The sequence below is a fragment of the Corynebacterium sp. genome, assembly GCF_030532195.1.
Classification (GTDB): Bacteria; Actinomycetota; Actinomycetes; order Mycobacteriales; family Mycobacteriaceae; genus Corynebacterium.
On the sequence record NZ_JAUNLP010000005.1, the window covers coordinates 180,413 to 201,030 of the forward strand.

At 61.2% G+C, this 20,618-nt stretch carries 15 protein-coding genes and 4 tRNA genes; 13 read left to right on the forward strand and 6 right to left on the reverse strand.

Features of this window, described 5'->3' with window-relative positions:
• Positions 1–25 precede the first annotated feature (25 nt).
• Positions 26–1,165: a histidinol-phosphate transaminase gene (locus Q4E11_RS07200; RefSeq protein ID WP_303164799.1), complete on the reverse strand. Its 1,140-nt coding sequence runs from the start codon at positions 1,163–1,165 to the stop codon at positions 26–28.
• Positions 1,166–1,288: 123 nt separating this feature from the next.
• On the opposite strand from Q4E11_RS07200, the gene Q4E11_RS07205 reads away from it, so the two are divergent.
• From Q4E11_RS07205 to Q4E11_RS07225, 5 genes are all read left to right on the forward strand, one after another.
• Positions 1,289–1,380 (forward strand) — tRNA-Ser (locus Q4E11_RS07205).
• Between the two features lie 3 nt (positions 1,381–1,383).
• A tRNA-Arg gene (locus tag Q4E11_RS07210) sits at positions 1,384–1,456 on the forward strand.
• Between the two features lie 261 nt (positions 1,457–1,717).
• On the forward strand, positions 1,718–5,356 hold the full coding sequence (locus Q4E11_RS07215) for a phosphoribosylformylglycinamidine synthase (protein WP_303164801.1): 3,639 nt from the start codon (positions 1,718–1,720) through the stop codon (positions 5,354–5,356).
• Positions 5,357–5,553: 197 nt separating this feature from the next.
• Positions 5,554–5,626: transfer RNA gene (locus Q4E11_RS07220), tRNA-Arg, on the forward strand.
• A gap of 388 nt (positions 5,627–6,014) precedes the next feature.
• On the forward strand, positions 6,015–7,004 hold the full coding sequence (locus tag Q4E11_RS07225; RefSeq protein WP_303164802.1) for an LLM class flavin-dependent oxidoreductase: 990 nt from the start codon (positions 6,015–6,017) through the stop codon (positions 7,002–7,004).
• On the opposite strand, the gene Q4E11_RS07230 is transcribed toward Q4E11_RS07225, so the two are convergent.
• Both Q4E11_RS07230 and Q4E11_RS07235 read right to left on the reverse strand, forming a co-directional pair.
• Entirely contained in the window at positions 7,001–7,852 is an 852-nt protein-coding gene (locus Q4E11_RS07230; RefSeq protein WP_303164804.1) for a CoA transferase, read from the reverse strand. The genes Q4E11_RS07225 and Q4E11_RS07230 overlap by 4 nt on opposite strands.
• A gap of 9 nt (positions 7,853–7,861) precedes the next feature.
• Positions 7,862–8,887 carry a prephenate dehydrogenase gene (locus Q4E11_RS07235; RefSeq protein WP_303164805.1) on the reverse strand — a complete coding sequence of 342 codons (1,026 nt, stop codon included), beginning with the start codon at positions 8,885–8,887 and terminating at the stop codon, positions 7,862–7,864.
• Positions 8,888–8,925: 38 nt separating this feature from the next.
• Between Q4E11_RS07235 and Q4E11_RS07240 the strand changes: the two genes are divergently transcribed.
• The 3 genes from Q4E11_RS07240 (at position 8,926) to Q4E11_RS07250 (ending at position 10,320) form a co-directional block, all read left to right on the forward strand.
• Positions 8,926–9,477: a tRNA adenosine deaminase-associated protein gene (locus Q4E11_RS07240; protein WP_303164806.1), complete on the forward strand. Its 552-nt coding sequence runs from the start codon at positions 8,926–8,928 to the stop codon at positions 9,475–9,477.
• Positions 9,425–9,979 carry a tRNA adenosine(34) deaminase TadA gene (gene tadA, locus Q4E11_RS07245; RefSeq protein WP_303164807.1) on the forward strand — a complete coding sequence of 185 codons (555 nt, stop codon included), beginning with the start codon at positions 9,425–9,427 and terminating at the stop codon, positions 9,977–9,979. The genes Q4E11_RS07240 and tadA overlap by 53 nt, the downstream gene beginning before the upstream one ends.
• Positions 9,980–10,125: 146 nt before the next feature.
• Positions 10,126–10,320 carry a CsbD family protein gene (locus tag Q4E11_RS07250; protein WP_303164808.1) on the forward strand — a complete coding sequence of 65 codons (195 nt, stop codon included), beginning with the start codon at positions 10,126–10,128 and terminating at the stop codon, positions 10,318–10,320.
• Positions 10,321–10,422: 102 nt separating this feature from the next.
• Here Q4E11_RS07250 and Q4E11_RS07255 read toward each other — a convergent pair whose 3' ends face one another.
• Positions 10,423–11,403, reverse strand: a complete 981-nt coding sequence (locus Q4E11_RS07255) for a diaminopimelate dehydrogenase (protein WP_303164810.1) — start codon at positions 11,401–11,403, stop codon at positions 10,423–10,425.
• A gap of 216 nt (positions 11,404–11,619) precedes the next feature.
• Here Q4E11_RS07255 and Q4E11_RS07260 point away from each other — a divergent pair.
• From Q4E11_RS07260 to tgt, 3 genes are all read left to right on the forward strand, one after another.
• Positions 11,620–11,710, forward strand: a tRNA-Ser gene (locus tag Q4E11_RS07260).
• 348 nt (positions 11,711–12,058) lie between these two features.
• A complete protein-coding gene (locus Q4E11_RS07265) occupies positions 12,059–14,941 on the forward strand; it encodes an MMPL family transporter (RefSeq protein ID WP_303164811.1) in 2,883 nt (960 codons plus the stop codon).
• Between the two features lie 37 nt (positions 14,942–14,978).
• Positions 14,979–16,280, forward strand: coding sequence for a tRNA guanosine(34) transglycosylase Tgt (tgt, locus tag Q4E11_RS07270; protein WP_303164812.1), 1,302 nt, complete (start codon positions 14,979–14,981; stop codon positions 16,278–16,280).
• A gap of 188 nt (positions 16,281–16,468) precedes the next feature.
• Here the strand turns inward: tgt and Q4E11_RS07275 are convergent, their stop codons facing one another.
• Entirely contained in the window at positions 16,469–17,599 is a 1,131-nt protein-coding gene (locus tag Q4E11_RS07275; RefSeq protein ID WP_303164814.1) for a hypothetical protein, read from the reverse strand.
• A gap of 433 nt (positions 17,600–18,032) precedes the next feature.
• Here Q4E11_RS07275 and Q4E11_RS07280 point away from each other — a divergent pair, with 433 nt between their 5' ends.
• Entirely contained in the window at positions 18,033–18,986 is a 954-nt protein-coding gene (locus Q4E11_RS07280; RefSeq protein ID WP_303164831.1) for an ABC transporter ATP-binding protein, read from the forward strand.
• A 13-nt stretch (positions 18,987–18,999) separates the two neighbouring features.
• Positions 19,000–19,776: an ABC transporter permease gene (locus Q4E11_RS07285; RefSeq protein WP_303164816.1), complete on the forward strand. Its 777-nt coding sequence runs from the start codon at positions 19,000–19,002 to the stop codon at positions 19,774–19,776.
• 58 nt (positions 19,777–19,834) lie between these two features.
• On the opposite strand, the gene Q4E11_RS07290 is transcribed toward Q4E11_RS07285, so the two are convergent.
• Positions 19,835–20,521: a queuosine precursor transporter gene (locus Q4E11_RS07290; RefSeq protein ID WP_303164832.1), complete on the reverse strand. Its 687-nt coding sequence runs from the start codon at positions 20,519–20,521 to the stop codon at positions 19,835–19,837.
• Positions 20,522–20,618: the final 97 nt, after the last annotated feature.

The window sequence follows — 20,618 nt, forward strand, 5'->3', positions numbered from 1 at the left end:
GCCTGCCGTCTTGTGCCGTAGCCGACTAGCGCTCAATACCGAGCGCCGCGAGCAGCTGCGCGGTTTCCTCCGCAGTAGTGATGGTGATTCGCGCACCTTCACCGGCAAAGCAGCGAATCAGCACGCCACGCTGCGCAAGTAGCTCACCGAGTTCCGAGGTGGTTTCCACCGTGACGTCGTCAAGCGCCTGCAAATCAGCAATCCGAGACTCGTCGATCCAAATGAAGTTCGACTGCGAGTTCGGCAGCACCGTCTCGCGCCCCGTTGCGGCGTTGATGGCCTCTGTGACTGCCACGCGCTGCTCACGGACCTCCGCAATCCGACGTTCCAGCTCCTCCTGCGCAGCCAGCGATGCAACCGCGGCCTTCTGCGCCACCGTGTTCACAGAGAACGGAATGGCGACCTTATTAACGGCCTCTACCAGTGCCTTTGAACCGAACATGTACCCCACGCGCAGCCCCGCCAGACCGTAGACCTTGGAAAACGTGCGCAGGCCCACCAGATTCGGGTACTTACCAATCAGCTGATCTGCCAGCGGTGTGGTCTGTTTCGTCTGCTTATCGACGAGCTCAATGTATGCCTCATCGAGAGCAACCACGATATCGCCCGGGACCTTGGCCATGAACTCCTCAAAAGCCTCACGAGTAATGGTGGTACCCGTCGGGTTATTCGGATTACACACGAAGATCAGGCGCGTGCGCTCCGTGATTGCGGCGGCCAGCCCCGGAAGATCATTGCGGCCTTCCGAATCCAGCGGAACCGGCACCGGGGTAGCACCTGCGACGCGAGCGAGGATGGGGTAGGCCTCAAAGCTGCGCCATGGGAACACGACTTCATCACCATCGGTGCAGGTGGCTTCGACGAGTTGCAGACACAGTGCGGAGGAACCGCAGCCCACTGCCACCTGCTCCATGGGCACACCGAGGTGCTCACCCAGACGCGTGCGCAGCTCTACCGCGCCCATATCCGGGTAGCGGTTCGGGCTCGTGGCCGGGTTAGTAAGGGCCTCTGAAATTGCTGCAGCAACCGATGGCAGCGGTGCCTGCGTCATTTCATTGGATGCAATCTTCAGCGCGCCGGGCACTGCTTTGCCCGGAACATAGACCGGAACCTGTTCGAGGTCGGCGCGGGTTTTCGGCTGTACTGGCGATGCATCGTTGGTCATACGCATAACTGTAGAGCATGGCCCGGATTGGTTAGCATGCAATCCCAGCTGTTTTGCTTTTCATTTCTGCTTTTCTGTAGGATTGTCTGCGGTAATTTGGTCTTACCGATTACCAGTGGTTTTGGAGGCGTGCCAGAGCGGCCGAATGGGGCTCCCTGCTAAGGAGTTGCCTGTCTTGCGACGGGCCGGAGGTTCGAATCCTCTCGCCTCCGCCACAAGCGCCCGTAGCTCAACGGATAGAGCATCTGACTACGGATCAGAAGGTTAGGGGTTCGAATCCCTTCGGGCGCACAATGCAGACCCGCACCTTGTTGGTGTGGGTCTTTTTGTTGTGCGCGCTTTTCTCGCCAGTACCTCCATCACCCCCACACAGCCGTTGGAAGGCCGAATCCGGTTAGCCTGGCTTTGTACTTGGTCAGTACTTGGTCAATCGAGCCTTCCACCCCGCGCCGTCCCGCGTGGCCTCGCGCGCGTGGGGGACATTTTCCTAACCTGAACAGTTGCAATAGACTTAGACCCCGGTTGACCCCCGTATCCCTGATAGGAGCCTTGATGGACGCCCGTCTTGCCGTTCGCCGTAAACCCGAGTTCCGCAATGAGGAAGCCACGCTGCTGCCCTCGATCGGACAGAACGGGGAGGTGGCAATCTTCTATCTCTACGATGCCTTCGACGTAACAGAAGAGGACCTCACCGCACTGCGTGAGTCGGTTGTTGCCGATTCGCGTGTCGACGAATTGGTTGAGCTCCCAGCACCGGCAGAGCTGGGTCACTACCTTGCGGTTGAGCCACTGCCTGGTCAGTACGAACAGCGCGCCGATGCCGCCGAGCAGGCCCTGCGCCTGCTCCGTCCAGACACCAAGGCGCAGATCACCTCGGCCACCCTGTACGTCTTCGACGCTCCGGTAAATGAGGCCGTGCGCTCTTTCCTCATCAACCCGGTCGAGTCGGGGGAGAAGAACCTCAACGTCCTGCGCCGCCCGAGCATGGGCGAGATTGAGCCGCTCAAGGAATATGCGGACTTCAACGAGCTGGACGACGAAGGCCTGACCGAGTTGCTGAAGGCCGATGGCATGGCCATGTCCCTGGCGGACCTGAAGACCATCCAGGATTACTTCCGCTCTGAGGGCCGCACGCCGACCGAGGTTGAGCTGTCTGCACTGGATACCTACTGGTCGGATCACTGCCGCCACACCACCTTCAACACCGAGCTGACCTCGATTGATAACAATGAGCCACGCTTTGCCGCGCAGCTCGACCGCGCGCTTCGCCGCTACGACGAGCTCCGCGAGCTCAACGGTCGTACTCACAAGCCGCGCACCCTGATGGACATGGGCACCATCATGGGCCGTGAGCTGCGCCGCACCGGTGTCATGGATGATCAGGAGGTCTCCGAGGAGATCAACGCCTGCTCCGTCTACGTCGACGTCGAAGGCGATGACCGCAAGTGGCTGCTCATGTTCAAAAATGAGACCCACAACCACCCGACCGAAATCGAGCCATTCGGTGGTGCTTCCACCTGCCTGGGCGGCGCAATCCGTGACCCACTGTCCGGCCGCTCCTGGGTTTACCAGGCCATGCGCCTGTCCGGTGCAGGCGATATCAACACTCCGCGTGAGCAGACTCTCGAGGGCAAGCTGCCACAGCGCGATATCTCCTCGCGCGCAACGGCTGGTTACTCCTCCTACGGCAACCAGATCGGTCTGGCCACCACTGGTGTGCGCGAGCTGGTCCATCCTGGATACGTCGCCAAGCGTCTTGAACTCGGTGCCGTCGTTGCGGCCGCCCCGGCTGAAAACGTCAAGCGCCTGGAACCCGCGCCGGGCGATGTCGTGATCATGCTTGGCGGTCGTACGGGCCGTGACGGCGTCGGCGGCGCGACCGGTTCGTCCAAGGCGCACGATGAGGAGTCGCTGGGGCGTTCCGGCGCCGAGGTGCAAAAGGGCAACCCCGTCAACGAGCGTAAGATTCAGCGCCTGTTCCGCCGCGAGGACGTTGCGAAGAAGATTGTCCGCTGTAACGACTTCGGCGCTGGTGGCGTGTCTGTCGCCGTTGGTGAGCTGGCTGATTCCATCGACATCCACCTCGAGCGCGTGCCGCTGAAGTACGCCGGCCTGAACGCGCGCGAGATCGCAATCTCCGAGTCCCAGGAGCGCATGGCGCTGGTCGTGCGTCCGGAGGATGCGGACTTCATCATCGCCGCTGCTGCAGAGGAGAACCTCGAGGCAGTCGCGCTGGCGGACATCACCGACACCGGGCGTCTGCGCATGTTCATGGGCGATGAGGTCGTTTTCGATCTCTCGCGCGAGTTCATCGACACCAACGGCGCCGACCGTTCCCAGAGCGTCGAAATGGTCGCGGCCGAGGGCACCGCGCAGCAGACCCCGACGAGCGTGCTGGAGGCCCTGCGCGCGGCATCGGCGGGCTCCCAGGAGGGCATGATTGAGCAGTTCGACTCGACCGTCGGCCGCTCCACCGTTCTCATGCCGTACGGCGGCGCATCGCAGAAGACCGACGAGCAGGCATCCATTCAGACGCTGCCTGTGGACGGCGGAACTACGACGGCATCAATCATGACGTGGGGTTACTCGCCATCGCTTGCCGACGAATCCCCGTACCTCATGGGTGCGTATTCCGTGGTCGAGGCACTGGCCAAGCTCACTGCTGGCGGTGGCGACGCGCGCGGCGCATGGCTGAGTGTCCAGGAGTACTTCCAGCGTCTGGACCAGGACCCGCAGCGTTGGGGCGAGGTCACTCAGGCGCTGCTCGGCCTGCTGGAGGCGCAGGATGGTTTCCAGGTCGCAGCCATTGGTGGCAAGGACTCCATGTCCGGTACCTATGGTGAAGACCTGCACGTGCCAGCTACTCTGGTGACCTTCGCGGTTGCGGCAATGGATGAGTCCGAGGCGGTCTCCGCTGCTATTCCGGCTGGTGAGCACGACCTGTACCTGTTCGCTCACGCGCCGCTGGAGTCCGGGGAGCCGAACTACGCCCAGCTCAATGACCTGTTCGCGGCTGTGCGCGAGCTGCACCCGACTGCGGCTGCGGCTTCGGCTGTCACTGGTGCGGGCCTGGGTGCGACCTTGGTCAACATGGCCGTGGGCAATGGCGTGGGCGTGAACGCTTCGCTGGTCGAAGCTCCGCTGGGTTCCATTGTGGTTGCAGTTCCGGCTGGTCAGAAGGTTGACGGTGCGGAGAAGATCGGCTCCACCGACGCTTCTGGCACCTTCACCTTCGGTGAGGAGTCCTTCTCCGTCGCCGAGGCGCTTGAGGCACTCGAGTCCGGTTACCGCGAGGTATTCCCGCTCAACGAGTACGAGGGCGAGCAGCTACCGGAGTTCGCAGCTCAGGTTTCCGACCGCGAGACCGAGCTGAAGAGCCCGGCCAAGAAGGATGTTCACGTTCTCCTCCCGGTCTTCCCGGGTACCAACTCTGAGTACGACATGGCCGAGGCCTTCGTCGCCGCCGGTGCGTCCTACGAGTTCCACGTAATCCGCAACCTGACTCCGGAGATGCTCGCTGAGGACACCAAGGCCTTTATCTCCAAGCTCAGAGACACCGATATCCTCGCGTTCTCCGGTGGCTTCTCCCTCGGTGATGAGCCGGACGGTTCCGCTAAGTTCATTGCGGCGTTCTTGCGTTCCGACGACGTCGCCGCAGCCGTCAAGGACTTCGTGGCCCGCGATGGTCTGATGCTGGGCATTTGTAACGGCTTCCAGGCCCTGGTCAAGTCCGGCTTCCTGCCGTACGGTGACCCGGCCAAGTTGCGTGAAGATTCCCCGACGCTGGCCCACAACCGCCAGCTCCGCCATGTTTCCCGCATTGCCACTACTCGCGTGGCCACTGTGAATTCCCCGTGGCTGCGTGGCTTCACCCCGGGCCAGACTCACCTCATGCCGGTGTCCCACGGCGAGGGCCGCTTCGTGGTTTCCGAGGAAGAGGCCCGTCGCCTCTTCGAGGCTGGTCAGGTTGCTTTCCAGTACGTCGATGCAGAGGGCGCCCCGACTATGGAGGCACCTTCCAACCCGAACGGTTCCTCCTACGCCATCGAGGGCATCGTCAGCGCTGACGGCAAGATCCTGGGCAAGATGGGGCACCCTGAGCGTTTCCGCGATGGCCTCATGCGCAACATCCCAGGTATCGGTGAGCAGGATATCTTCGGCAACGCTGTCCGCTGGGTGCGTGGCGAGTAGTTTCCTCGGTCCGTGCCGGTTAGACCGGGGTAACCGGCACGAAACCTGTTGTTAACATGCGGCGAATATGTACTTGAATAAGTCTCCAAAAAGATTGCTTGACCAGGCGATTTTGTAAAACTTCGCAGGATGAGTAAAGTACATATTCGTTGCAGGGGCCAAGGGAATCACCCAGAGCCACTGAATAACAACAAAATGCGCCCGTAGCTCAACGGATAGAGCATCTGACTACGGATCAGAAGGTTAGGGGTTCGAATCCCTTCGGGCGCACAATGCAGACCCGCACCGATAAGGTGCGGGTCTTTTTGTATTCGGCCTGTTGGGCCTTGCACCTATATGTGTGGTCCCCACGTGTGGCTCAAAAGTGACTTATGGCGTGAAAGTAACGTTTGGTCGCGTATACAGAGCCATATGTTCACATTTGAGCCATAGGTCATTTTTGAGCCATAGGTGCGCGCTGAGGTTTCGGCCAAGTTCGCATTTCCGCCACACCACCACCCGCACTGCCACACCACCACCCGCCACCCACGAGCCCGCCCACCCGCAACCACACCAGCAAACCAACCCCAAACTCCAAACCCCCAGCGCCTCAGCATTCCCAGACATTCCAAACATCCCAAACTCGCAAAATCTGCCAAACGTTCTACACTGTGGAACCATGATTCGTACTGAGTCCATTCTTGACCTAGCAACCGTAGCCTCGGGGCAGACCCACGCGGATGCCCTGCAGGGCTCCATCGACCTGGCGAAGACTGCGGAAAAGGTAGGCTACCAGCGCATTTGGTACGCCGAGCACCACAATATGAACTCCATCGCATCGTCGTCGCCGGCCGTTCTCATCGCAGCCATCGCTGCAAAGACCGAGCACATTACCCTCGGCTCCGGCGGTGTCATGCTGCCGAACCACGCTCCGCTGACGGTCGCGGAGCAGTTTGGTACGCTCGCAAACCTTTACCCAGGCCGCATTGAGCTGGGGCTTGGTCGTGCGCCAGGCACGGACCAGGTCACTATGCGCGCACTGCGCCGTGACCCGCGTCCTTCGGAGACCTTCCCGCAGGATGTTCAGGAGCTCCAGGGCTACCTGTCCGATGAGTCCCTGGTCAAGGGCATTAACGCTATCCCGGGCCGTGGCACACACGTGCCGCTGTACATCTTGGGCTCCTCGCTCTTTGGTGCTCAGCTCGCAGCTGCGCTCGGCCTGCCATACGCTTTTGCTTCGCACTTTGCGCCGGATGCGCTGCTAGATGCCATCTCCGTCTACCGCGAGAAGTTCCAGCCGTCGGAGCAGTTGGATAAGCCATACGCTTTTGCGGCCATGAATGTCATTGCGTCGGAAAGCGAAGAGGACGCGCAGCGTCAGTACTTCGCCACCCGCCGTAACATGGTCAAGCGTTTCCTGTCCCGCGGTGGTCACACGCTGACTGATGATGAAGCCGAGGTCCTGATGGATACTCCGCAGGGTCGTCAGGTGCAGAATATGTTCCGCCACACGGCAGTCGGCACGGTCGATCAGGTGCGCGAGCAGATTGCGCAGTTCGGCGAGTACTCCACCGCAGACGAGCTGATCGTGGCGCACCACTCGCTGGAGGTCGACGACCGTCTGCGCTCTGTCGAGCTCACCGCTGAGGCCGCAGGACTGAACTCCTAAACCACCGCAGCCAGTGGTAGGGCCTGGGCGCTGGCCAACTCGATGATTTCGGCCGTGGTGCGGGCGCCTAAGAAACCTCCCAGTTCCTCGCGGCTCGTCGCTCCTGTCGCCTCTGTCAGGGCCGCGGCAAAGTGCGGCTCCAGCGCCGCCACAGCCACATAGCCGTCCGAGCTGGGGTAGAGGCCGTAAGTCCACAGTCCGCCGCCCAGCAGTCCACCTGGCGCCGTCAGGCCGTACTTCAACGGCGCGGCGCCGGTCTCGCCTGCCTGTTTCAGGCCGATACGGCAATGTACGCCGTGCGTTTCGCCACGCTTGTCGACGCCCACACCAGCCCGCTTCACCAGCGCCGCCAGGGTAGTGGTGACTGCAAAGTGTGCGCCCAGGATGTCGCCAAGCAAGACCGGAGGCATCGCTGGCGGTGTCAGCGTGCCGACCCCTGCCTGGTAGGTCAGGTCATGGCCGGGAGTCTCGGGCGATTCGGTGTCGCCGACGATGTCGATGTGGATTGGGCCGTTCGGCAGCTTGTGTAGCCCGGTAAGCCCCATGCGCTCCAGCGCGGAGGGTCGAACTGAAGTAATAACGACATCGGCCTGTGAAAGCAGCGGCCTGAGCTGCTCGCGGCCCTGCTCACTTTTGGCGTCCACTTGGATAATTTCGTGGCCTGCAGACATGGCCTCGTACCACGGTCGGCCAAACTGCCCGAGTGGGTCCCCGGCCGGTGGCTCGACCTTGATTACTCGAGCGCCCAATTGGCTCAAGTACTGTGCGGCTAGCGGCCCGGGGACGTTGATGGCGAAGTTGAGAACGGTGATTCCGGAAAGGCTGTTTTTCAGTTCAGCGGGAAACATAGTTCCACACTAGAACATATTTATCTGCCCACCGACGTTTTCAGCCAACCTCAGCTGCGCAACCCAGTCACCTTCGCCAACGCGCAGGCGGAAGATGGGGCGGTCGCTGGGACGGGCCTCATACCGGATACGGGCAATGTGACCAACCGTGGCCAGGTCAATGGCGGTGCCCTTTTCGGCCAGCTGCTCTCGCGCGGAGGTGAGGCGCTCGATGACGTCGTCAAGCGCGGCGAGAACCGGTTCGGTGTTGTTCTCGCACCAGGACATGACCATCTCGGGCGCGGCGGCAGCAACACGGGTGCCATCGCGGAAAGAGCCTGCGGCAAGCGAGATGGCCATCGGGCCCCCGGCCTCGCCAGCGGCGGCAACGGCGTAAGCGGCCAGATGCGGCATATGGGAGATACGGGCGACGCTGTGGTCGTGGTGGCCGCTCAGAGACGGAATCAGCTGACTGCCCAGCGTTGCGCCCAGGCTTCCCACCTGCTCAAAGATTGTCATCCACCGCTCCGGCACGTCCTCGCCGGCATCGGTGGCGGCTGCTGCCAAATCGTAGGTGAGAACCCAGGGGGCGCCGTCGAAAAGCCCCTCGCGAGTAGCGGACCAGCCAGCCTCCGCGGAACCGGCCATTGGGTGCGCGCCGACGAAGCGCTGCTCCATGCCGCGCTGACGGACCTCCGCAGCGACCGCCGACTTCACCGACACCACGTCAGTGATGCCGCAGCTGGGGGCATGTTCGTCAATCGCGTCGAGCATCGCGCCGACAGCGGTCATGGGCGTGCCAATGACAATCAGCGCGCCGCAGCTCTCTGCGCGCTTAAGCGTTTCTTGCAGGTCAGAACTGGCGTCGAAGCCCTCCTTTGCGGCTTCTTCGACAGTTGGGGAAGAGCGGTTCCAGCCGAAGCATTCCACGCCGGCGGCGCGGAGATCGCGCATCATCGATCCGCCAATCAAACCGAGACCGAGAATGCAGACCGCAGGCAGTGCCGCGGCCGGAGAAATGGACGAAGCAGGGGAGGGGGAATCGAAAATGCTCACCTGACAAGCATGACACACTGCGACTAGCGTTGTTGGGTATGAGCACGACCTTCTCCGGGGGATATGCCCCCGATGACGACCGTTCCTTCGCGGTCGCCGTAACTATGGGCGAGTCCGGCTGGCGCGTCACCGACCTCGGCGAGCAGGCTACCGATTCGCTGGCTGATGCCGCCGAAGCGCTGCGTAATCTCCGCTCTGAACGTGCCGCTGTCGGCTTGCTCAATATCGATGATGACTACTTCATCATCGTCCGCCTTGGCTTCAGGTCGCTGCGCGTGCTGCTGTCCGATGCCACCGCCGCCGTCACCGACGACATCGCAGCCGATGTCTTCGACGAGCTGGATTTGGACATCCCCGATATCGACGAAGACGAGCTTGACGACGTCGACGCCTGGGCCGAAGGGGACATGGATATCCTCGCTGACCTGGGCGTATCGGAGGATATTCTGGCCTCCATCTGCGATGATCAGTCTCTGTGGGCCTCCGAACAGATTATGGCTATCGCCGAGGAAATGGGCTGCGCCGAGGAACTGGCCGATGTCGCTGACTTGGACTACGACGGCGACGACTACGACCCCTATGACGACTAATTCGGAGGCCTCCCGCGCTCTGCCGCGCCGCCGCCAGGACACCCTCGACGAGCAGTGGATGCGGTTGGCGCTGGCCGAAGCCGCCCTGACCGCCGAGGGGGACGTGCCGGTCGGTGCTGTGGTCGTGGCTGCCGATGGCACGGTGGTGGGCCGGGGCTCGAACCGTCGTGAAGCAGATGGCGATCCCCTCGCCCACGCAGAAGTCCTGGCACTGCGCGAAGCCACTCGCGCGGTCGGCGATGGTTGGCGGCTGGAAGACTGCACGTTGGTGGTCACGCTCGAGCCGTGCGTGATGTGCGCGGGCGCCTGCGTCATGAGCCGCGTCGGCCGCGTCGTCTTCGGCGCATGGTCACCGAAAACGGGTGCGTGCGGCTCGATCGCCGACGTCATCCGCGACCCCGCACACGCCTTCACACCGCAGGTGCGCGGGGGTGTGCTTGCCGACGAATGTTCCGTTCCCCTGCGGAAATTCTTCGAACGGCAGCGGCAGTTGGGAGATTAAGTTTCTGTCACAATTGCCTGCGATGTAATGCCTGAGATGGGGCTTTCACGTAGAGTCGGCAAGTAGTGGGGCCGTTGACCTCGACTTTTGAAGAAGAGGGTATGTGGCACTACCGCGAAACTGTCGTTTGAATGAGGAGGCTTACCATGAGCGAACTGCAGAACAAGGCTGATGAGCTCGGCGGCAAGGCAAAGGAAATGGCCGGCGAGGCCGTTGGCAACGACGACCTGAAGAACCAGGGTAAGGGCGAGCAGACTGCTTCCAAGATTAAGCAGGGTGCTGAGGACCTGAAGGACAAGGCCGCCGAGACCCTGGGCAAGCTGTCCGGCGACGACAAGTAAGTCGGTGTGCTTGAGTTAGCGCACGTTTAGATAGCGCAACCCCCGGCCGATTCCCTTTTTGCGGGAATGCGTCGGGGGTTATTTGTATGTTGAGCTGGAGGTTTAGAGCTTGTCGGCGATGAGCTCATCCAGCGGCTGGGCCGACAGCAGGTACGGGGCAATTTCGAAGACGGTACGAGCACCAACCTCGCCGGCCTGCTTCAGACGGTAGGCAGCGCGACCGTAGGCAACCTGGACGGCTGCGGTGAAGTCGGGGTTGCGCTCGAGATCCAGGCCGAACTCAATGACGTGGCCGGACGTGCCAGCCTGACCGCGGGTAATAACCTGGCCGCCATGCGGCATGCCCTGGTGGTCGCGGTCGAACTCCTCCTCGGAGATGAAGTCCACGATGGTCTCGTACGGTGCGAAGTAATCCGGCATCGTCACAATGGTTTCGCGGATCTGCTCCTTGAGCTTGGCATCCTCGTCAGCGTTGCCGGTCTCCTCCGCCACGATGAAGCAGTGGCGCAGGTGACATTCGTTGCCCTTCAGGTCTGCGCCCTCGCCCTTCTTCACGGCCTCGATGGCCTCCGGGTTCGGCTTGGTGTACTGGACACCCTTCTTCACACCAGGCACGCGGCGCACAGCATCCGAATGGCCCTGCGATAGGCCCGGGCCCCAGAAGGTCATCTGGTCTGCGCCCGGCAGGATAGCAGTGCCCAGGACGCGGTTCAGGGAGAACAGGCCCGGATCCCAACCGGTGGAGATCATGGCGATATTGCCGCCTTCGCGGGCTGCGGCATCCATCGCTGCGCGGTGCTTCGGAATCTCGTGGTGGTTGTCGTAGGTGTCGACCGTCGTAAAGCTCTTTGCCAGTTCAGGCGCCTGTTCTGGGACATCGGTGGCCGAGCCCAGGCAGACAAACAGGACGTCGATTTCGTCCTTGTACTTGGCGACATCCGCCGCCGGCAACACGCGAGCGGTGGTGTCCAGCGAATCGCGGCGGGAGAAAACGCCGACAAGCTCCATGTCCGGCTGGTCAGCGATGACCTTTTCGACGCTGCGGCCCAAGTTGCCGTAGCCGATGATGGCAGAACGAATCATGAGCGGGATTCCTTTCTTCGGGGCAGATTTATAAGTACAGAGTATTCCCTCACTCATGCTTAGCAGGTGGTTGGCTCGCGTGACTGACGCTGAGCGGATGGTTATTTCGCGTGCTTTGTGGCTCGGGCGTGCCGGACGGATTGTGCTGAGAGACTGGGAAGGCGCTTTGACCTGGGGATTTGGTAGTTAATGGGCCTACCTGTAACGTTTTCTAGCGGTGACGTGTCCGAGCGGCCGAAGGTGAAGCACTCGAAATGCTTTGTGCGGTAACCCCGTACCGAGGGTTCAAATCCCTCCGTCACCGCCATCTAGCCCCCCGGTGGTTCCTATTCGTAGGAGCCCCGGGGGTTTTGCTTTTGGCTTGGTCCTAATTCGGCCAGCCCCTAATTCACACCCGTAACACGCGCCCCATTGCTTACATGAGTCCGGGAAGTCCGCTACGCTTAACAAAAGTATTTCCGTTTTGAGCCGTGGTGGTTGAAGTTTTCTGCGGTCAGTGCTGCCCAACGTCGGGCGGTCGCTAGCATCGGAATATTAGGGAATAGGATTCAAACTGAAAGTGTGGAGCTGAGCGAGTACGTACTTGTATAGAGCTCGGCTGTGCGGCTGCAGTTTAGGCGGTCCAGACGAACATTAGACGTAAGGGAAACTCCACATGGCTAAGGTCCTTTTCAGGCTCGGCAAGTTCTCCTACCGGCATAAATGGGCTGTAATCATTACCTGGCTGTTGATTTTGGCGGGGCTGGGCGGTTCAGTCGCGGCATTCCAGAAGGGGTTTGTTGACCAGTTCTCCATCCCCGGCATGCCGTCTGCTGTTGCCTCGCACATTATTGAGGAGAAGTTCCCGGACGTCCCCAACCCCATTCGTGAGCAGCGCGTTTACGTTGTATTTGAAGCCCCCGACAGGGAGCAATTAGCGGATCCGGAGAACAAGGCTGCCGTTGACAAGGTCATTAATGGCATCCGCGACAATGTCGGCCAGATATCCGATGACCTGCAGCTGCATAACCCTGTGGACCTCAATCCCAAGATGCAGGAGATGGTTAAAGAGCAGGGCATGGCGGCAGGTCTGCCCAAGGACGTCGCTGAAGCCGATGCCAATGCCCTGCGTACCGTGTCTGACGATGGTCGCTATGGCATCTCCACTTTCGTCTTTGACGCGAAGATGCCGCAGGATATCGAGCCAGAGAATATGCAGGGTCTGCTTGATGCCATGCAGGCAGGCCGTGATGCCGGCCTCAAGGTCGAGGCCTCTGGGCCAGGCATGCAGCCTCCCATCGAGGTCGCTCCGACCTCGGAAATCATCGGTGTGACCGTGGCCTTCATTGTTTTGGTGGTCACCTTTGGCTCCGTTGTGGCATCGTTCCTGCCAATTATCACTGCAGTTGTCGGCATCATCATTGGTGTCTTCGGCGTGACACTTATGACCGCCTTCACAGAGGTCAACTCGATTACCCCGGTGCTCGCCGTCATGTTTGGCCTGGCCGTGGGTATTGACTACGCGCTGTTTATTCTCTCGCGCTACAGAGCTGAGCGAGCCAGAGGCATGACCAACGAAGATGCCGTGGGCATGGCCACCGGTACAGCCGGCTCTGCCGTGGTGTTTGCCGGTATGACGGTGATTGTGGCGCTGGCAGCGCTGACAGTCGCCAAGGTGCCGTTTATGTCCTTGATGGGTATTTCGGCCGCTATTACCGTGGCGTTCACGGTGCTGGTCTCCCTGACACTGCTGCCGGCCATCATGGCGCTGCTGGGTGACAAGGTCTTTGCAGGCCGTATTCCGGGTGTGGCAGGCAACCCGTCGCGCAATCCGCGCAAGGGCCGTCGTTCGTCCTTCTTCGGTGAGATGACGATGGGCCGCCGTTGGGTCACCTTCGTGCATAAGGCGCCAGGCCTGTTCCTTGTTGGCTGTATCATCCTGCTGCTGGCACTGGCATATCCGGCCATGCACCTGAAGCTGGCGCTGCCGTCGGATTCGACCGCAGCGAAGGACAGCACGAACCGCAAGGCCATCACCATGATTGAGGAGGGCTTCGGTCCGGGCCGTAACTCGCAGCTGATTATCGTTGCTAAGTCGGATGATGTGAACCCGGACGCGCCGGTGCTCAAACCGCTTATTGACACCGTGAAGCAGGGCAATCCGGGAATCTCCGACATCGATGCCGCCCGCAAGGCTTCGTACAGTTATGCGGTCGACCAGTTCAAGTCCAACGTCGGTGTTGAGCACATCCAGATGATTGGCATGAACCACGACGGCACCGCGGTCAAAATGATTATGACCCCGAAGTCGGGCCCGCTGGATCCTGCCACCAAGCAGCTGATGAACGCTGTGCGTGATCAGCAGAAGCAGATTGAAAAGACCACTGGTCTCTACACCGGTGTCACCGGTCTGGTGCCGATTGAAATCGACATCACCGACCGTCTGCAGGGCGCAATGCCGCTGTACTTGAGCGTTGTCGTGGGTCTGGCCGTGATTCTGCTGCTGATGATCTTCCGCTCGCTGATGGTGCCAGTCACGGCCGGTATGGGCTTCCTGCTTTCTGTCGCGGCCGCATTCGGTGTCACCGTCGCGTTCTTCCAGGACGGCCTGTGGGGCGTCATCGGCACGCCGGGGCCGCTAGTCAGCTTCGTGCCAATCTTCCTGATCGGCGTGACGTTCGGTCTGGCCATGGACTACCAGGTCTTCCTGGTCTCACGAATGCGCGAGCACTACATCCACAACAAGGGCGAAGCGTCACCGCAGTCGAAGTACGACGCGGTCGAGGAATCAGTCGTCGAAGGCTTCACGCTGGGTGCGCGCGTGGTCACCGCCGCCGCCATCATCATGATTTCCGTCTTCGCCGCCTTCGCCGGTCAGCCGCTGGCGATCGTCAAGGTCTTCGGTTTCGCGTTGGGTGCGGCAGTGCTTTTCGACGCCTTCGTCATCCGCATGACCTTCATCCCGGCAGCCATGTTCTTGCTTGGCCGCGGTACTTGGTACATGCCGAAGTGGCTGGACAAGCTGTTGCCCTCCGTTGACGTGGAAGGCTCCGCACTGGAAGAGGTCGCCGAGGAGCTGGTGGAGAAGGGCCGTCGTGAGCGCATGGCCGCTGGTGAGACTCTGCTGCCAGAAGGTCGCGGTGCCGGTCGCGGTGTGGCCGTTGAGCACCACGATGAACCTACAGCTGAGCCTGAGACAGAATCTGCAGGTGGCGTGGCAGTTGCCACCAAGCCGCGTGACCGTTTTGCCACGAAGTTCGAGAAGGCGCAGCTGCGCGAAATCGAGGCTGACACTGCTGACGCTGAATCTGAGGCGCCCGTCCCCGAACCCGACGCAGCTGACACGGCCGAGTTGGAGCAGCCACAGCCAGCCCAGAACCAGCCAGGAAACTCCACGGACCTGGAAGTTCGCCCGGACTACCGCCCGGAGCGCCGCAAGAAGGTGACCGTGGCGGAGCTGGCGAAGCGCTCTGGCCGGAAGCTTTCGGAGCCACGTCGTCGGCGCGCGGCGGAAGAGCCAGAGGAAGGCGCGGACAACTCGGGCAACGAGGCCGAGTAATCTCTAGGCAGCCCAACGGACACTAGCAAGGAGCTTCATGTCGCAATCGAGGACGACGGGGTTCGACGTCGTAAAGCAGATTGACGGTGCGCGCGGACGTGCCGGAACGATTCACACCCCGCACGGCGATATTGCTACGCCGGCGTTCATTCCGGTCGGCACGAAGGCGACGGTGAAGACGCTGACGCCGGAGCAGGTGTGCTCGACGGGCGCGCAGGCGATGCTGTCGAACGCGTACCACCTGTACCTGCAGCCGGGCGAGGAGATCGTCGATGAGGCCGGCGGGTTGGCGAAGTTCTCCAATTGGAACGGGCCGACGTACACCGATTCTGGCGGATTTCAGGTGCTCAGCCTGGGTGCGGGCTTTAAGAAGACCCTCGCCATGGACGTCACCGGTATGCAGAAGGACGACATCGTTGCCGAGGGCAAGGAGCGCAACGCGTTTGTCGATGAGGACGGTGTGACGTTTCGCTCGCACATCGACGGCTCCGAGCATCGCTTCACGCCGGAGGTGTCCATGCGCATTCAGCACGCGCTGGGCGCGGACATCATGATGGCGTTCGACGAGCTCACCACGCTTATGAATACCCGCGGCTACCAGGAGGCATCCGTCGAGCGGACGCATCGCTGGGCGCGCCGCTGCCTGGAGGCGCACAACGAACTGACAATCGCGCGCGGTCAGGTCGATGCGCACGTCGATTCGCTTGACGACGGCCAGTTGCCCGTCCAGCAGCTATTCGGTGTCGTGCAGGGTGCGCAGTATGAAGACCTGCGCCGCAAGGCCGCCCGCGGGCTGGTGGAGCTCTCCCGCGAGTTTGAAGATGCCGGCAAGCTCGGCTTCCACGGCTATGGCATTGGCGGGGCGATTGAGAAGCAGAATCTCGGTCTGATCTGCGGTTGGGTCAATGATGAGCTTCCCGACGACCGCGCCCGCCACCTGCTGGGGATCTCTGAGCCGGACGATATTTTCGCCGCTGTTGAGGCCGGTGCCGACACCTTTGACTGTGTGGCTCCGACGCGGCTTGCCCGCCGCGGTGGTGTGTACACGCTCGATGGCCGGATGACCTTGACTAATGCGCGCTTTAAGAAGGATTTCCGCCCGGTGGACGTGGAGGTGCCGTCGTACACCTCGCTGAATTACTCGCGTGCGTACCTGCACCACTTGCTGAAGGCCAAGGAGTACCTGGCTGGCACGCTGTGCACGATTCACAACCTGTTCTTCATGGTGCAGCTGGTGGATAATATCCGCGCTGCGATTTTGGAGGATCGTTTCTTTGAATACCGTGATGAATTCCTCGGCCGTTACTACGCCAACGGTGGGCGCGCGGTGAATAACTAGCTTGTCCGCCCCCTCCCAGCGCGCACTTCACGACACGTATGTCACCTCGTGCCAGCCGTGGAGGTGGCACAAGGTGACACCGGTGTCATGAAGTGGTGTGGCTGGTCCGCCAAGGGCCGTGTCGGCGCCTGGGCCGAGGAGGGGACGGGGAGAAGCAGCTGAGGCTGCTAATACAGCCAATACAGCTATTACAGCCGCCCTGCCTGGTGCCAGAGCTGACGGCGACGCAAAGCCAGCTCGGCGGCTTTCCCTTTGATTTCGATAGGCTGCCGAGCGAGGGAGTACCTCCCGCTATAGCAGCTGCCGCCGTTTGCCAGCTGACGCTGAATTTCGGTAGCAGCCTGGCGCAAGGTGGCTACGGCGGAGCCGTCGAAAAGCTGTGCCCACACGATTCTGACTACCCTGAGTCCGAGATTTTTCAGGCGTTTTTCGCGCTCTAGCTCCTTGGCGATCGCTACCTGTGTATCCGCAATCCCGCCGTCGGTGTACTTCATACGGCCATCGAATTCGATGACTAACCCGAGCGCCGGTAGGTAAAAGTCCACCCGAGCGACAAAGCCACGCTCATCCTGGAAAACCACTTGCTGTAGCAGCGGGGCACGTCGATCATCGACGGAAGCTAGTCCCGCCTCCACGATTGCGCCTTTGGTCAGCGATTCCCCAATACTTTCCGACAGCGACGTAGCCTGTCTTAGTAGCCGCCTGGCCTGCGCATTTCCCGGCGATCGAGGATACGCATTCAACGTGGCCAACAGTTCCGCGGTGTCGGTGTGGCGCTGGAGGGCGGCGTCGGCAAGCACTAGTGCATTGTGCGGTGTGCGAGAACGGCACACGTCGATGACGGACTTGGGGACATCCGTGGTGAGACGGCCGTCGATCTCTACGATGTCCTCTGGAAGGATGCGGCCCGAGACACGGACGAGCCTGTTGTGCGGTCGGTAGAGGCCGTCGGGAGTGTTTCGCGATTGCCCGGGCGCGCGACCAGAGTTAGCTATTGCGATTGCAGTGCCATGTGTGAGCAGCGGGAGACCGTGGAGTGCGGCGGCGGCATCGCGGGTTAGGACGGTCGCGGTACCTCGGTGGACGAGGGCTTTAATCTCTAGGATGTAGCGCTCGGTGCTGTTTAGCGTCAGCCACTTGTCGACGGGCACGTATGCGCCGTGCGCGAGCCATAGGAGGCTGTCGCGTTTGGCTCGCTGCTGGAGCACTTTGTCGGAATGCTGACCAATTCTGGAGATGGCAAATGTGCTTGGCCGCGCGCAATCGCGCTGCTGGCCAGTGCGGATGATGCGGTCGGCGTCGTAGATCCACTGGGGCATCGCGTCGTGCTCCTGAAAGATTGCTGGGATAGAGGCGGGACGAGTGGTGTGGTCTACGTTCTCTTTTTTTGGCGTGAGTGGAGTGGCTGGAGGAGCTGATTTGTCGCTGGCTGTGGATAGTTTTCGGTTTTTGGGGGATATCCACAGACACAGCTGGACAGGGGGGCAGCTGGACAGCGGCACAACGGCACAACGGCACAGCGGCACAGCGGGTTCCAAAACCGACTTCATGACACGCATGTCACCGTGTGCCACCTCCGCAGCTGGCACGAGGTGACACAGGTGTCGTGAAGTGGTGTGGTGGGGGTGGTGCAGCGAGGTGACACAGGTGTCATGAAGTGGTGTGGTGGTGAGATGGAGCCAGAGCCGGGGCCGAGGACAACTAGCCTCAGCACCACTGCGCCAGTTCACCTAAAACGGCATGATGGACATCATGATCACGGTTGAACGACTCAGCAAGAAGTACGGCTCGAAATTAGCCGTCGATGACCTGTCCTTCACCGTTCCCGACGGTGTAGTGACAGGTTTTCTCGGTCCCAACGGCTCCGGTAAGTCCACGACCATGCGCTGCATGCTTGGCCTCGACCTCCCAACGACCGGCCAGGCTCTGTTCACCGGAACGGATTCGCAGGGCAATGAATATGTCAATCAGCCGTTTGCAAAGCTGCGGAATAAGCCCAGCGTCGCGGGCGCCATTTTGGATGCCACGTGGCATAACAAGGCCCGCTCGGGTCGCGCTCACCTGCAGGTTCTCGCACGCGGCGCGGGCATCCCCGACACCCGCGTGGAAGAATGCCTCGAGCAGGTCGGTATGACCGAGGCCGCCGGCGACAAGGTCGGCAGTTACTCGCTGGGTATGAAGCAGCGTCTGGGAGTGGCAGAGGCGCTGCTCGGCAAGCCTAAACACCTCATTCTTGATGAGCCCGTCAACGGCCTCGACCCCGAAGGTGTTTCATGGATGCGCCAAACCATCAGGTCACTGGCTGAGCAGGGCTGCGCAGTTCTGGTCTCATCGCACCTGCTTTCAGAGATGCAGCTCACCGCCGACCGCATCGTCGTCATCGGCCGCGGCCGCATGATCGGTGAATACAGCATGGACGAATTCCTCGCCGACGGCACCATCGTCGAAGTCGAAGTCGATGATCCCTCCCGGCTACTGCAAGCACTCGGACCGCTCGCGCGCGGGGTAGACGTCGATAAGCACTTGCGCATTCCGCTTCACGACGGCATCAGCGAGCAGCAACTTCGTCGCGAAATTGCAGCCGCTGCGCTGCGTGAGGGCCTGATGGTGACGCGGTTGAACACCAAGCGCAACAACTTGGAAGAGAAGTTCCTGGCTGCGACGCACGAAGCTCAGGAGTACCGAGCACAGGCGATTGGCGAGTAGGGGAGTGAGCACAATGAGTTTTGGCAATGCGTTGCGGTCGGAATGGACGAAGTTGAAGAGTCTCCGCAGCACGTGGGTGTATGCGGTGCTGCTGGTGGGCTCGATAGCTGCGCCGACGATGCTCTTTAGCGTGATGGCCGATGACGGCATGACCGTCAGCTGGTCGATGCTGCTGGTCGGAGCCGTGATTTTCAACATGATTGCGATTGCTTTCGGCGGTTCCACGGCGGCCGGGGAGTACAACGATCAGATGCATGCACATGCGTTTTTGACGCAGGACAGGCGGAGTTTGTGGCTATCAGCGAGGTTCCTACTGACCGTGGTTTTGCTGGCCGTGTGCTGGGCGCTGGGTATCGCGATTGCGTATGCGGCTGTGGCGGCATCTCCGGCGGTGGGCTTTGAAGGTGGTCAGACCTATTACATCTTCACGTCGCTGCTGGGTTTTGTGGTTTTCTCGCTAATTTCGATGTCGTTGGGTGTGCTGACCAGGTCCCGCGTGGCTGCAGTGGCGATTCCACTGGTGTGGCTGCTGGTGGTGGAAAACATGCTGGGGTATGCGGCCTCGGCTTTTAAGGTGCTCCGGCCAATTTGGCTGGTCGCGCCGGGCGAGCGCATTCAGCAGCTGGCACCGCAGCTCTCCGGGATAATGACGAATCCGGAACGGCCGCATATTGGCTTTGAGGCTGGCATGACGCAGCCATTGTGGTTCAACGTGGTGGTTGTTGTGGCTTGGATTGTACTGGCTATCGCCGCAGCTCAGTGGGTTAATGCCAAGCGGGATGTGAAGTAGTAGCACTCGCCTATGCCGCGACCTGCACTAACAGGACAGGTCGCGGCACATTCCGTCGTTAAGCGGGGGCGTGAGCGGTGTAGTAGCCCTCGCGGCGCTTGACCCACGCGATGACGGCGTAGGTGATGGGCATGATGACGAATTCGACGGCGGTCTTCCAGATGAAGCCGACGATGACGTAGTTGACGAAGGTGCCCCAGGTGTCGATGCCGATGGCGGTCGCGGCGATGGAACAGAAGATGAGCGTGTCGACGAACTCGCCGACCACAGTCGAGCCCATTAGGCGTGCCCAGAGGGCCTTTTCGCCAGTGCGCTTCTTGATGGCGTTGAGCGACCAAGCGTTGAGCAGCTGCCCGACGACGTAACCCGCTAGACCTGCGAGAACTAGCTGCGGGACGGTGCCGAGGACGGTGGTAAAGGCTTCCTGATTTTCGTACCACGGCGCGGCGGGGAGTTTGATGGCGATGAAGAAGCAGGCCATCGCGCCGGCGAGGATGGCGAAGCCGGTCCACACGGTGCGGCGGGTGGCTTTGTAGCCGTAGCACTCGGAAAGCACGTCGCCGATGACGTAGCTCAAGGGGAAGAGGAAGAAAGCACCGTCGGTGGCCAGGCCGAAGATTTCCACGCCTTTGGTGGCGGTGATGTTAGAGACAATCAGCACGCCGATGAAAATGGCCGTGAACATCGGGTACAGCGAATTCGGTACCGAGATGTGGCGTGGCGTGGTTGCTGCGGATTCGGACATAGCTGCGTTCTCGGGCGCGTGCGAGGTGGCTGCAGCGACAGCCTCGGCGTTGCCCGGCCCAGACTTGGGCAGGTTTTCGTTATTTGTCACGGGAGGG

Bases quoted from the DNA above. Each gene is read 5' to 3' on its own strand.
- Q4E11_RS07200 (WP_303164799.1), bottom strand. From the start codon at position 1,165: ATGACCAACGATGCATCGCCAGTACAGCCGAAAACCCGCGCCGACCTC.
- Q4E11_RS07215 (WP_303164801.1), top strand. From the start codon at position 1,718: ATGGACGCCCGTCTTGCCGTTCGCCGTAAACCCGAGTTCCGCAATGAG.
- Q4E11_RS07225 (WP_303164802.1), top strand. From the start codon at position 6,015: ATGATTCGTACTGAGTCCATTCTTGACCTAGCAACCGTAGCCTCGGGG.
- Q4E11_RS07230 (WP_303164804.1), bottom strand. From the start codon at position 7,852: ATGTTTCCCGCTGAACTGAAAAACAGCCTTTCCGGAATCACCGTTCTC.
- Q4E11_RS07240 (WP_303164806.1), top strand. From the start codon at position 8,926: ATGAGCACGACCTTCTCCGGGGGATATGCCCCCGATGACGACCGTTCC.
- tadA (WP_303164807.1), top strand. From the start codon at position 9,425: ATGTCGCTGACTTGGACTACGACGGCGACGACTACGACCCCTATGACG.
- Q4E11_RS07250 (WP_303164808.1), top strand. From the start codon at position 10,126: ATGAGCGAACTGCAGAACAAGGCTGATGAGCTCGGCGGCAAGGCAAAG.
- Q4E11_RS07255 (WP_303164810.1), bottom strand. From the start codon at position 11,403: ATGATTCGTTCTGCCATCATCGGCTACGGCAACTTGGGCCGCAGCGTC.
- Q4E11_RS07265 (WP_303164811.1), top strand. From the start codon at position 12,059: ATGGCTAAGGTCCTTTTCAGGCTCGGCAAGTTCTCCTACCGGCATAAA.
- tgt (WP_303164812.1), top strand. From the start codon at position 14,979: ATGTCGCAATCGAGGACGACGGGGTTCGACGTCGTAAAGCAGATTGAC.
- Q4E11_RS07275 (WP_303164814.1), bottom strand. From the start codon at position 17,599: ATGCCCCAGTGGATCTACGACGCCGACCGCATCATCCGCACTGGCCAG.
- Q4E11_RS07280 (WP_303164831.1), top strand. From the start codon at position 18,033: ATGATCACGGTTGAACGACTCAGCAAGAAGTACGGCTCGAAATTAGCC.
- Q4E11_RS07285 (WP_303164816.1), top strand. From the start codon at position 19,000: ATGAGTTTTGGCAATGCGTTGCGGTCGGAATGGACGAAGTTGAAGAGT.
- Q4E11_RS07290 (WP_303164832.1), bottom strand. From the start codon at position 20,521: ATGTCCGAATCCGCAGCAACCACGCCACGCCACATCTCGGTACCGAAT.